This is a genomic window from Corynebacterium lowii, from assembly GCF_001412085.1.
GTDB classification, from domain to species: domain Bacteria; phylum Actinomycetota; class Actinomycetes; order Mycobacteriales; family Mycobacteriaceae; genus Corynebacterium; species Corynebacterium lowii.
On sequence record NZ_LKEV01000005.1, the window covers coordinates 17,280 to 29,233 of the forward strand.

General features: G+C 65.2%; 12 protein-coding genes. 7 read left to right on the plus strand and 5 right to left on the minus strand.

The annotated features are described in order from the left end of the window. Window positions 1-175: 175 nt before the first annotated feature. From coaA to Clow_RS11975, 7 genes are all read left to right on the plus strand, one after another. Window positions 176-1,159, plus strand: coding sequence for a type I pantothenate kinase (gene coaA / locus Clow_RS07820; RefSeq protein ID WP_055178237.1), 984 nt, complete (start codon window positions 176-178; stop codon window positions 1,157-1,159). A 1,192-nt stretch (window positions 1,160-2,351) separates the two neighbouring features. Continuing rightward, a complete protein-coding gene (locus Clow_RS12240; RefSeq protein ID WP_082418604.1) occupies window positions 2,352-2,600 on the plus strand; it encodes an iron chelate uptake ABC transporter family permease subunit in 249 nt (82 codons plus the stop codon). Further along, window positions 2,597-3,514 (plus strand): ABC transporter ATP-binding protein, encoded by a 918-nt coding sequence (locus tag Clow_RS11970; RefSeq protein ID WP_211256946.1) that lies wholly within the window; start codon window positions 2,597-2,599, stop codon window positions 3,512-3,514. The genes Clow_RS12240 and Clow_RS11970 overlap by 4 nt, the downstream gene beginning before the upstream one ends. A 593-nt stretch (window positions 3,515-4,107) precedes the next feature. After that, entirely contained in the window at window positions 4,108-4,347 is a 240-nt protein-coding gene (locus tag Clow_RS11470; protein WP_055178241.1) for a hypothetical protein, read from the plus strand. Between the two features lie 113 nt (window positions 4,348-4,460). After that, window positions 4,461-5,030 carry a hypothetical protein gene (locus Clow_RS11475; protein ID WP_055178242.1) on the plus strand — a complete coding sequence of 190 codons (570 nt, stop codon included), beginning with the start codon at window positions 4,461-4,463 and terminating at the stop codon, window positions 5,028-5,030. A gap of 360 nt (window positions 5,031-5,390) precedes the next feature. Beyond that, entirely contained in the window at window positions 5,391-5,939 is a 549-nt protein-coding gene (locus tag Clow_RS12245) for a GHMP family kinase ATP-binding protein (protein ID WP_425388407.1), read from the plus strand. Window positions 5,940-6,769: 830 nt separating this feature from the next. After that, window positions 6,770-7,096 (plus strand): PALP domain-containing protein, encoded by a 327-nt coding sequence (locus tag Clow_RS11975; RefSeq protein WP_211256947.1) that lies wholly within the window; start codon window positions 6,770-6,772, stop codon window positions 7,094-7,096. 56 nt (window positions 7,097-7,152) lie between these two features. On the opposite strand, the gene Clow_RS07855 is transcribed toward Clow_RS11975, so the two are convergent. The 5 genes from Clow_RS07855 to mca form a co-directional block, all read right to left on the minus strand. Beyond that, window positions 7,153-8,724 carry a PepSY-associated TM helix domain-containing protein gene (locus Clow_RS07855; RefSeq protein ID WP_370871866.1) on the minus strand — a complete coding sequence of 524 codons (1,572 nt, stop codon included), beginning with the start codon at window positions 8,722-8,724 and terminating at the stop codon, window positions 7,153-7,155. A gap of 514 nt (window positions 8,725-9,238) precedes the next feature. Next, a complete protein-coding gene (locus Clow_RS07860) occupies window positions 9,239-9,790 on the minus strand; it encodes a flavodoxin domain-containing protein (protein ID WP_055178243.1) in 552 nt (183 codons plus the stop codon). Between the two features lie 9 nt (window positions 9,791-9,799). Then, complete coding sequence (locus tag Clow_RS07865) at window positions 9,800-10,597, minus strand: isoprenyl transferase (RefSeq protein WP_055178244.1); 798 nt, start codon at window positions 10,595-10,597, stop codon at window positions 9,800-9,802. 5 nt (window positions 10,598-10,602) lie between these two features. After that, window positions 10,603-10,902 carry a hypothetical protein gene (locus Clow_RS07870; RefSeq protein WP_055178383.1) on the minus strand — a complete coding sequence of 100 codons (300 nt, stop codon included), beginning with the start codon at window positions 10,900-10,902 and terminating at the stop codon, window positions 10,603-10,605. Between the two features lie 66 nt (window positions 10,903-10,968). Further along, window positions 10,969-11,856, minus strand: coding sequence for a mycothiol conjugate amidase Mca (gene mca / locus Clow_RS07875; RefSeq protein ID WP_055178384.1), 888 nt, complete (start codon window positions 11,854-11,856; stop codon window positions 10,969-10,971). Window positions 11,857-11,954: the final 98 nt, after the last annotated feature.

The following is an 11,954-nucleotide window of genomic DNA, read 5'->3' on the forward strand; positions in this document are numbered from 1 at the left end:
CGGCCTGAGCCACCTTTCGTTTTTGAGGGAACTTCCCCTGAGAGTCTAGCCGCACCCTGCCCCTTTACTCACCTCTTTATGCCGCACCCGGCCCTTGCCTCCGCCACACCGCCACGGGACCGCCACGACGCCGCCGTGCGGCCCGTCGTCTGCCCGCCGCCTTCCCACCGGCGCGATGCCCGTGCCCGGCGCGTTTCGGGGCACAATGGTGGGCATGTCGCGTGCCCCCGTCGTCAGCCCCTACCTCGACTTCGACCGTCCCCAGTGGCGGCAGCTACGCCAATCCATGCCCCAGGTGCTCACCGAGGAGGAGGTGATGCGGCTGCGCGGAATCGGCGAGAAGATCGACCTCGCGGAGGTGGCGGAGGTCTACCTTCCGCTGAGCCGCCTCATTCACCTTCAGGTGACCGCGCGCCAGAAGCTCAGCGAGGCCACCGAGACCTTCCTCGACGGCACCCAGCATCCCCACGCCTCCCGCGAGCACCCGCCCTTCATCATCGGGCTGGCGGGCTCGGTGGCGGTGGGCAAGTCCACCACGGCCCGCGTGCTCCAGGTGCTGCTGCAGCGCTGGGACTCCCACCCCAAGGTGGACCTGGTCACCACCGACGGCTTCCTCTACCCCGCCGCCGAGCTGCGCGCGCGGCGCATGATGAACCGCAAGGGGTTCCCGGAGTCCTACGACCGCCGCGCCCTGCTGCGCTTTGTCACCGAGGTCAAGTCCGGTGCCCCGGAGGTGCGCGCCCCCGTGTACTCCCACCACCTCTACGACCGCGTGCCGGACGAGGAACACGTGGTACACCGTCCCGACATCCTCATCCTCGAGGGGCTCAACGTGCTGCAAACCGGACCCACGCTCATGGTGTCCGATCTCTTCGACTTTTCCGTGTACGTCGACGCACGCACCAGCGTGATCGAGCGCTGGTACATCGACCGCTTCCTCACTATGCGCCAGGGGGCTTTCCGCAAGCCCGGGGCTCACTTTAGCCACTTCGCTGAGCTTGACGATGCCGCAGCGACCCGCGCCGCCCGGGAGATCTGGCAGTCCATCAACTTACCCAACCTCGTAGAAAACATTCTCCCGACCCGGGTGCGGGCCTCTCTGGTGCTCACCAAGGATAGCGATCACCGCGTGCAGAGGGTCAGGATGCGTAAAATTTAGGAAGTTTATCTATACATCTCACCTCCGTTTTCACCTACCCAAGAAGATAATTAATCTCAGATTAATTGTCCCATTTACAAAAACGCTAACCATGAAGCAGCACACTTCTTCCTTAAAATCTTACAGCAAGAAAGAGGACGAATATCGTGCACATTCCAGTTTTATGGAGCGACGAAAATACGCAATTACCCACCCCAATTCCTAGGAAATTTCGATTCCTTGGATCAGTTTAATGGCCGGATTATACACATTTTCACTAATGCAGTCATATTTGGATTTCAAATTGATCTAAACAAGTGTCATTTACCATATCCGATACCTAAAAAAAAAGAGAGTCAGTACCATGCCACTACCACTTCAAATTTTGAATCGTTTTTATACCCACCAATCCCGCGTCGCATGCAATAAAGGAACACCCGATCCACCTTCACCAGCACAGCACGAAAAAGATAGAAATACCCCAGGTAAGGGAGGTAATAAACATGGGATCAAGAAGAGCTGCGGTGGCCGTGGGTCGAAGGTGAAAGCGGCGTTGGTAGGCTACAGGATCCGTAAAGACGCCCTCGCGGCCATCCCTAGCAAATACCGCCGCGACAACGACCACGAACTTTCACCATTTTGACCAGTGCCGTTAGCAGGCGACAGCGCCCTACAGCAATGAGTGCCCCGCTACCGGGGAGATAGCCACAGCCGCGCTAAACATCACACCAAGCGTTTTATGGACGGCACGATCACTACTCGTCGAAGCTTAGTTTCTGACTCGTCAGCTACCACAACAAGTAAGCCTCCACTCGATCCTGCAGGTTAGGCCAGGTGAAGCCCCTCCGCGGATCGTTTCGAACCTCCGAGCCCTCCAAAACACGCCAACACCGCTTAAATCAGGGATCGGCCTCCGCAGCCTGTAGCCGAACTCTGCCCCGAGGCCACCCCCCTTCATCTACACTATTGAGAATAATTACCATGATATGCGTATCAGCCCACGACACTCCGGACGGCCCCAGCCCGCGCTCGGTGCCGCGCCGATGCCCCTCGGTGCCACCACCTCCTACCTCTGGGCGCACTGACCGGCGGTACCATCGCTGTCGGTGACGTCACCCCTACACCGTGGTGGTGGACATCCGAGCCCCGCGCGCCCTCCTCGCCTCGATCATCGGCGCAGGTCTGAGCCTACTCGGCATCGCCGGACAAACTTATGGTCTGCAACCAGCTGGCGGATCCCTTCATCCTCGGTATCTCCTCCGGTGCCTCGGTCGGTGCAGCGACCGTGGTAGCCCTAGGCGCATTCTCCGCGCTCGGCATGTGGGCTCTCTCCGCAGCGGTCTTCCTCGGCGCGCTCACTTCCGCAGCGTTAGTCTTCACACTAGCCGGCGGACACAAGAGCCTGTCTCCCAATCGCCTCATCCTCACCGGCAGGTCCTCGCCTTCAGCTTCCAGGCTGTGACCAGTACCACCGTCTGCCTGGAGCCCGCTACCCGCCGCAGCACTCGCGGTCGCCGGCTCTCTCGCCGCCATGCTCTTCCTCGCCCCACAGCTGGACATCCTCTCAGCGGGGACGCCTCCGCCGCGAGCATGGGCGTGGACCCGCACCGCCTCCGTTGCATCCTCTTTCTCCTCACCGCCCTGGACACGGGCGCGCTCGTAGCTGTGAACAGCACGATCAGCTTCGTGGGCCTGGTGATCCCCCACCTGACGCGCATGGTCCTGGGCTCCGGGCACCACCGACTGACGGTCGTCGCCCCGCTAGTCGGCGCCCTACTCATGGTGTGGGCGAACCTGCTCCCCTCCCCGCACCGTGACACCACTGCGGGAGCTACCTCTGGGAGTGGTAACGGCGCTCGTGGGCGTCCCGGTGTTCCTGCTACTCATCCGCCGCCGCGCCTACGTCTTCGGGGGCTCCCGGTGACGCCCGCGCTGCATCTGCGGCAGCTCGCCGTGGAGACAGGCGGCCGGCGGGTGGTTGGCCCGATGGATCTGGACCTGCCGACAGGCACGGTGACGGCCATCGTCGGCCCGAACGGCTGCGGCGAGTCCACCCTGCTGTTCGTGCTCTACCGCGCCCGCCACCCCGCCTCGGGCACGGCCGAAGTGCTGGGCAGGTACCTCTCCACCCTGTCCTTGCGGGAGAGCGCCCGCCTCATCGCCGCTCTGCATCAGGAGGAACACCCCGAGCTGGACTTCACGGTCGCCGAGATCGCAAGTATACAACCCCTCACCCCCGCGCTCCGCCTCGCTGGAGTGGAGCACATCGCGGACCGGGGCGTGCTAGGTCTCTCCGGCAGCGAGCGGCAGCGCACGCTCATCCGCCCGGATGCTGGCGCAGAGCACCCCGGTGCTAGTGCTGGACGAGCCGACTAACCACCTAGACCTGCGTCACCAGCTGCGGCTCATGGCGGAAACCGGACGGACGGCCGTCGCCGCTCTACACGACCTCAACCTCGCGATGGAGGCGGACCAGGTGGTCCTCATGACAGAGGTCCTCGCACCCGCGGAAGTCGAGTAGGTCTTTGGCGTGCGGCCCACCCCGGTTAGCCACCCGGGGACGGGGTCCCGCCGGCTGCTGTTCGACGCAGAGGAAGCGTCATCTCCTCGGATCAAGCCACCCATGAAAACTCCACCAAACAAGAGATTAAAGAAAGAGGACCGAAAATGATCACAATGCCACGAGCGACGGCCACTTTGCTGGCGGCTTCGACCTGGGCCGAAGCCTCACCGCCTGCAGCGCTGAGATGAATCGCTCCGCCGCAGCATCCCGCTCACAATCTACGCGCAGTCCGACTCCGCGGTGCTTCGGGAGTTCCTGGGTCAAGGGGTCACCGCGCTGAGCGCAGAGCACCTCCCTTTCTACCAGTTCAGTGCGGATCAAACTCCGCTCTAACTGTACCGGGCCCATGGGTAGGCGGGGTACAACCGGTACTCCTGGTGCCACCGACATCCCCACCGACAGCGAGATGGTGCGGCTCATCTGGCCCTGCCTCGCGGCGGCGGCGCTGGGCCTGGTTCCGTTCACCGTCTTCAGCAACTTCCTGGTGGCCATCGCGGAGGAAGCGCACACTGAACACGCCCTGCTCGGCTCGCTGCGCGGGCTGGGAGGCATGGCGGCCTTAGCCGTCAGCGTGGCCTTCGCACCGCTGCTCGACCACGCGTACTGCGGAAAATCGCGGCTGTGTCCCTCGCCGGCCTCACGTTGACCTGCTTTGTCGGGACCGTGGGACAGACGTGGTCCTGAGTCTTATTGTACCTTGTCGTCGGCGGTGCGACGTCCATGCTGAACCCCACAGTCTCCACGATAGCCTCAGGTACATTGCCAGACGCCGCTGCGGCGGGGCACACGGCCACGCTGATCTCCTCCATGATGACGCTCACCGCAGTTCTCTCCGCGCCAGTGCTGGCGCTGCCTGCGATGCTGTGGGGCTGGTGGAGCGATCTGCTGGCCGTAGCGGCACTGTGCCTGACAGCCGTACTGCTGCTGCGCCGCAGCAAGGATTCAGGTACCGTTGGCGGGCAGCAGGCGGGGTACCTCGACTCCTTCCGCACCGCCGCGTGTGTGCCGGCGGCGCGCACGGCGGCTTTCATGGGCCAACTGGTGTTCATCGCCGTGTACTACGGCGAGACCTTCGGCATCGGCATCAAGACGTTCTCCCTGGTATGGAGCCTGTGCGGGCTCTCATTGTTCCTGGGCAACTGGTTCGGCGGCCAGCAGCTGCGGGGCACCCACTCTCCGCAGCGCATCATCGGAGTCACGGCGGTGGCCGTGGCGCTGGCCATCACCTCCCTCACAGCTGCGGCGCACGCGATCGTCGCAGCGGGCATCACCACGCTGCTAGTCCACGAGGCCGGCTCAGCCCGGAGCACGGTGCTCTCCCCCAACTGAACCGCCCAATCTACAGGAGTCTGCGTCGGAGCGACCTTGGTCGATGCCGGCCTCCCCCCTCGCCGGCTGGCCCGGTGCGGCGGCACTGGCCGGAATCACCGCCCTGGCGGCGGTGCTCTGCATCCTCGCCTGGCACGGTGCAGCGGAAGGGACCAAACCATGAACCCCACCACCGGCTGGGCTCACGGCCACTACGGAGAGATCATCTAAGGTACCTTCGGCCTCACGGGCAGGCCGGTACCCACACTCATCACCGTGCCAGCTCCCTCACTGAACCGCAACGCGACTTTCACCCCGGCGTCAGGCCGGGGCATCCGCGCCCGCCCGGGCCGGTAGAAAGCCCGCCGTGCTGCGGAACTGGTGCCGGACCACCTGCGCCACACCGCCGCGCAATGCGGGCTAGACCCCGGGGTCATCCCCACAGGTGGCACACTGTCAGTGGACTCCCAAATCGAGGTCGGCCTGGGACTAGAATCTTCGACAGCCGACGCCGTGGCCAGCGTGCGCGCTGTCTCAAGCAAAGTCGGCACCGTTCTATCCCCCCCCCGAGGAGATCGCGGAAATCGCTGTAGCAGCGGAAGGCGCGAGCGGCCCTGTGATGTGTTGTATCCTCGGCACAGTCGTACTCTTCGTCCACCGCGAGGGCGAGTGCTGCGCCGCTGGTTGCGGCCGATGCCACCTATGCTGCTCGTCGGGTGCCGCTGCGGAAGGCCGGTGGAGACGGATGCACCACCCCACCGCCACCCGGCGGCAGATCGCCCGGTACGACCAGCTCCTGGCGGAACTGGACCGCGCCATCGCAGACGGGGACGCGCGGGCCGCCGGCTGGGTGACAACCGCCAGCGCCCTGGAGAGAACCAGCTACTCAACCCACGCCCCACATCCAGGTGTCGCACTCCGGAGGCCTAGCGGGCGTGCTCCTGCCCACCGACCCCCGCAGCTTCTCTCCGTTCCTGTCCCGTGCCCGCGTCTGTAGGCCCGCTCTCAGCGCCTGCGGGCTCGCGCCTACTGTCACGGAGGCCATCGGTGATCACAGACCAAGCCCCCGACATCACCCTGTCCACGGACGTTAACCAGCCCGTCGGCCTGTCTGATCTCATCCAGCTCGGTACCGACCCACCCCTGTATGCGCTGCGCTTCGAGACAATGAAGGCTCTCTCCGCCCCACTGTGCGGTGCGCCATCTCCTAGATACCGGGCGCATCGCTCCCGGTGACACGGTCGTGGATTCTTCCAGCGGAATCTACGCCCACGCCCTTGCTCTGGCTTGCCCCGAGGCCGGCCTGGACTGCGCGATGTCGGCTCCACCACAGTGGACCCCGTGCTGGCGGTGCAGCTGCGGATCTTCGGCCTATACCTGGAGCAGATGACACCCTCGATGTCACTGCACATGGACCAGAATCGGCGGGTGGCGCGAATCCGGGAACTGCTCCGGGAGAACCCCGGCTGGCGCTGGATGCGGCAGTACCACAGCGTCGAGCACTACCTGGGATACGGTCCCGTGGCCGGCTCGCTCGCAGCGGTCCTCCGGTGCCTCGAGCACGACACCGCTGGCCTGGTCGCCCCCCGTTGGCTCCGGGGCATCCAGCAGGGCGCTGCTTCTAGGGTTACGCGGATCTGGGATGTCAACGGAACTTGTAGACGTCCAGCCCTTCGGCAGCGTGACCTTCGGCTCGGAGCACTTGGAGAGCCTGGGCATGCTCATCGCGGGGGATCGGCAGCAGCATCGCGTTTCAAAACGTGCCGCATGCGCTGTACTCGCGGGTGTACTGGGTGTCCTTTGGCGTGGGGAAGGCGGGTGTGGTGGAGCTGCTGCGGCGGCACTCCGTGTTTGCGGGGCTGAGGTCCGGGGCGACCTTCGCTGCGGCTACATGGGAGACGGAGTGTAGGGACGACAAAGCCACGGTGTTCGTGGCACCGGACACCGGCCACCGCTACCTGGACGCCGTGTTGGCAAACGCCTCCGGGGTCCAGCCGCTGGCCGAGCACCTCCCGGAGGTATGCTGGGGTCGGGTGGCGCTGCCGTGGTCGGTCATGGACCTCCCAGGGCCGGAAGCCTCGTCATAACCTCTTGGCTGGATCTGCCTCCGGGCAGGACCCACCGACCCGTTCTGGGTCAAATCCTATTGTTGTCCGCGCACGGAATCGGACGAAATTGAAGCAGAACAAGTGCGGCGGTTCCTGCTCCCGGCACGGAGCGCGAGCACGGCATCCAGGAGCACGAAAGCTGCCAGCGAGACCCCGACCGTCGGGAGGAAAACCCCGACGGTCAGCGCGAACATCGCCGCCATCGCGTACACGGACAGGGCATCCCGGGTCAGTCCCGCTGGCAGACCGGGAACACCGGCGAGGCTACGCGAACCGCGCGTCGGCCGACGGCACCACCACATCCGGTAACCCTGCACCGTAATCAGGGCGATGCCCAGCCCCACAACGAAGAGCACGATCTGTAGCGGCAGCCCGAACATGATGCCCATGTGGAGGTAGATACCCCAGGCCCGGAGCTTACTAAACAGGGGTAAGTCGGCGAAGTCCTGACGGTCCACCAGACCCCCGGTACTCCCGTTAATGGAGACGGCATCCGAGGTCAGCCGCCACGGCACCCAGCGCTCGGAGACCTGCCACGCCTTGCCCTGCTCCGACGGCACACGGGCGATGAGCTCTCCGGTGAGATGCTGCTGCCGAGCGGTGGCGATCACCCGCTCTATTTGGGAGGATACGGTGTCCGCAGACACCGGCGTGCCCTCCGGCTCCGCGCCGCCGTGTCCTTCATGCCCCGCATGCGCGCCTCCGGCTTCCCCACCTTGTGCACCGAGGTCCGTTTCGATCGGGGTAGCCTTCCACTTCATCGCCGTGACCATGGAGTCCACGTTCTGGCCGGCAAAGTGGGACCAAGTAATGCCGGTGGCCGAGAGGCCCAGCACCGCTACGAAAAGCCAGGCGCCGGTGACGGCGTGGAGGTTCATGGCCCGACGCCGTGCCCCCCGTCGTCCTGCGGGGGCACCAGGGATGCCACCAAGCATGCGCGGACGAGTGGTGGCCCCGTCTCGCCGGGCCCGCAGCCGGGCTGTATGCACGCGGCGCCACCACAGCCAGACCCCACCGAGGGCGATGACCCACAGCCAGGATGCGGCGAGCTCGGAGTAGACTTCGCCCGGATCACCCAGGTGCAGACTCTCATGAAGCTCGGAAATCCAGCGCCGGAGCGGCAACTCTCCGAGTCCGGAATAGGTGGGCTCGGCACCGAGGATCCCGCCATCCGCCGGGTCCACGAACACAGCCAGCGGGTTATCGTCCGGGTTCGCCGGGTCCGTGAATAACACGCGGGTGGAATCCGTCTGCTCCTGAGCGGGCCACACCTGGGAGACCTCCAAGCCGGGGTGGTCTCGCTGAGCAGCGGCGACCTGCTCGCTAAGCGGCATCGGGGCGTCCACTGCGTCCACGGTAATGAGGTCCCGATAGACCATAGATTCGAGTGTTGGAGCCACGGCATAGGCAGCGCCCGTAAGCGCCGCAACCAGAACGAACGGCCCCACAGCCATGCCCGCGTAGAAGTGTAAGCGCAGGATAAACGCCGCCAGCTGGGCTCGGACACTGCGGCTCGGTCGGTCAGGTGCAACGGAGCGGCCAGGAGGTGCGACCCCGGGCCGCTCGGGACCCGTTGGCCCCTGATCTGCGAGGACGGGAGTATTCACGTCACGCCTTTCTTGTCTACGCCGGACGAGGCCGCTGGCCCGCCGACGACGGTAGAGTACTGCTGATCAAGAGAGTTGTCGTTACTGGGCACAGAAAAGTTCCCCGCGCTGCAACGCGCCCCGCCCGTCGGCGGCTCCTCCTAATCCGCCGGGCCGAAGGCCTACACGGGTGACACCTCCATGGATGTCCACGGAAAGGACTAAGAGACCCTCCTAAAAGAGGCGAAGAATTACGAGCAAGACCACGAGTAACTTCTCCGCCGCAGAGCTTGTTGGCTGCTTCCGTAGGAACCGGTGCCTTCGCCCGAAGTCTACCGGGGAATCACCAGGACTAGGCGCATGGGCATTCTCGCGGCCTCCTAGGCGATCTCCATAAAAGCTCCGCCAATAGTCCGGTAGCAAACCGGAGCACCAGCGGAGCTTTGTTATACTGAAAACAAGTTCCTACTGCATCCCGGGTACGGGAATCGCTTGAACAGCTCATTCGAGCTGAGCTGTTTTTGTCCGCGTGCACTTAATGAGCATTCGGCAGTGAGTGATGAGTTTCAAATTGCGCCCATTCAACGATGGGATCTAGCTCGGTCAGGTCCACCTGGTCCAGGTCCTTATTATATGTCTGGATCATGGTCTTCTCGTTATCGGTCTTGCTTGGTTTAAGGCGCAGCGCCCCCACGATGCCTCGCAAGATCTGGCGGTGCGCAACGGAGATGCGAGAGTAATAAAGGGCACCGGGGAGGTAAAAGCGGCGGACACGGTCAGCCTTATCTCCCAGGATCCCGGCCATCTGGTCTTTACGACGCGCCTCCTGGAGCAGAGCCATTCCCACCGCCGCGCAGGCAACCGGCCGCCCGCCGAGATCATGGTGAGCCACGTAGGAGGCTGCCGCGATGGAGGGACCAAAAACCGGGGAAAGCACCACGAGTGGCTCGGCGAATTCGCCCTCCTCGGCGTGTGCGAGCCGCCCGAAGTCCTCGAGTGTCTCGGCGGTGGTGTTGAGCCGCTGGGCCAGGACCTTGGCGTAGCGTCGGGTGGCTCCGTAGGTCGATTGGTACAAAACCTGGGTCATGGGCGTGCTCTACTTTCCGAATCGTCGGGTGCGCTTGGAGTATTCGCGCAGGGCGCGTAGGAAGTCGATGCGGCGGAAGGCCGGCCAGTAGGTGTCGGTGAACCAGATCTCCGAATAGGCGGTCTGCCAGAGGAGGAACCCTGAGAGGCGCTGTTCGCCGGAGGTGCGGATCAGCAGGTCGGGGTCCGGCTGGCCGGAGGTGTAGAGGTGGTGGGATACGGAGTCCACGGTGACCTTCTCCGCCAGCTCCGCCGCCGGCGTGCCCGCAGCGACCTCGTGCTCCACGAGGTCACGCACGGCGTCCACGATCTCCTGACGCCCACCATAGCCCACCGCCACGTTGACGGCCACGCCAGTGTGCCCCTGCGTGCTGGCCACCGCCTGCGCGATGCGCGTTCCCACCTCCGTGGGCAGCGCCTCCAGGTGCCCCACCAGGCGTACCCGGCAGTTGTTGGCCGGGGAGGCCAGCTCGTCCACCACGTCCGCGATGATCGCCAGCAGCATGCCCAGCTCCTCGGGGCTGCGGCGCAGGTTCTCGGTGGACAGCAGGTACACGGTGACCAGCTCCACCTGCGTGTCGCGGCACCAGCGCACCATCTCCCCGATCTTGCGCGCGCCCACGCGATGCCCGTGACTAACGTCCTCGAAGCCCGCCTCGCGCGCCCAGCGCCGGTTGCCGTCGCACATGACGGCCACGTGGCGGGGCTGCGGCAACCCCTTGAGTTCCCGGCGCAACCGCAGCTCGTAGAGCGGGTACAGCAGGCGGCGCGGGAGGAGGGTCACACGCGCTAGTTTACGCCGGCTCATGGGCCCTAGAGCCAGTGCTTCTTCTTGTGATCGAGCACGCCCGCTTGCTCCATCGCCGCGTCCAGGGACTGCTCGTCGAAGGGGTCGATGCCGCGCTTCTCTGCGAACATGCGGCGCCGGTTCATCCGGCTAAAGCGGCGGTGAAAGGCCCAGCCGAGGTACAGCACGGCGGCGGCAAGTAGCACGAGTACCAGCAGGCCGATGGGCGAGGCCTTGCCGAAGTCCGCGCCGAGGGGGCCGCTGGCCTGCTGGGCCAGCACGGAGTACCCCTGAGCGGCGTAGGCGGAGAGATCAGACACCATCATCACGCCCACCAGTGTATTGCCTGCCCCGCGCTCCTCCAAGCCCCGCCGCCGCGCCTCGATGTGAGGCTAGGGGCGCTCCACCCCGGCAAAAAGATCGCTCTCTGGCAGGGCGGTGGGAACCCTGGTGGCGGCCAGCTCAAACTCCTCCGTGGGCCACAGGCGCGCCTGCTCGGCGGCGCGCGTGATGAGGAAACCCCCGTGGGGATCGATCTGGGTGGCGTGCGCGCGCAGCGCCTCCTCCCGCGCCTCAAAAAACTCGGCGCACGGGACCTGGGTGGTCACCCGGGCCATGATGTCCACCTGGCTCTCCTCCATCAGGCCCAGCATCTCGGCATAGGGGCTGGCATCGCCGCGCTCGACCAGGAGGTCGTGGAAGAGCTTGAGGCGCTCGTACACAAAGCCGTGGGTGTAATAGAGCTTGAGCGGCTCCCAGGGCTCCTGGGGTCCGCCGCCCTCGGGGTCCTCGGTGGCAAAAGCCGGGTCGCCCGCCTTCTCCCAGGCGATCATGGAGGCCTCGTGCACCTTGAGGTGATCGGGGTGCGGGTAGCCGCCGTTTTCGTCGTAGGTGATGAGGACGTGCGGGCGGAACTGGCGGATGACCTCCACCAGCTCCACGGCCACGTCCTCGCCGCTTTCCAACCCAAAGCAGCCCTCCGGCAGCAGGGGCAGCGGGTCGCCCTCGGGCAGCCCGGAGTCCACGTGCCCCAGCCAGCGGTGCTCCACCCCCAGCGCGGCGGCGGCGCGCTCCATCTCCTCGCGGCGCACCCGGCTGATGTTCTCCCGAATTCCGGGGCGGTCCATCGCCGGGTTGAGGATGTCCCCGCGCTCACCCCCCGTGCAGGTGAGTACCATCACGCGGTGCCCCTCGGCGGCGTATTTGGCCATCGCGGCGGCACCCTTGGAGGCTTCGTCGTCCGGGTGCGCGTGGATCGCTAGCAGGCGCAGTCCGCTCACGTGGATCACGGTTCCTTTCCTCTTGTTCGTGCGGCGCGGGCACGTCGTGCCGTTTTTATGTGCCCACATCTTAGGCCCCTCGATTGCCGAGGAGGGCA

Excerpts from the sequence above, each read along its gene's own strand:
- Clow_RS11470 (WP_055178241.1), top strand. The coding sequence starts at position 4,108 with ATGGTGCGGCTCATCTGGCCCTGCCTCGCGGCGGCGGCGCTGGGCCTG.
- coaA (WP_055178237.1), top strand. The coding sequence starts at position 176 with ATGCCCGTGCCCGGCGCGTTTCGGGGCACAATGGTGGGCATGTCGCGT.
- Clow_RS07860 (WP_055178243.1), bottom strand. The coding sequence starts at position 9,790 with ATGACCCAGGTTTTGTACCAATCGACCTACGGAGCCACCCGACGCTAC.
- Clow_RS12240 (WP_082418604.1), top strand. The coding sequence starts at position 2,352 with ATGGTCTGCAACCAGCTGGCGGATCCCTTCATCCTCGGTATCTCCTCC.
- Clow_RS07865 (WP_055178244.1), bottom strand. The coding sequence starts at position 10,597 with ATGAGCCGGCGTAAACTAGCGCGTGTGACCCTCCTCCCGCGCCGCCTG.
- Clow_RS07870 (WP_055178383.1), bottom strand. The coding sequence starts at position 10,902 with ATGATGGTGTCTGATCTCTCCGCCTACGCCGCTCAGGGGTACTCCGTG.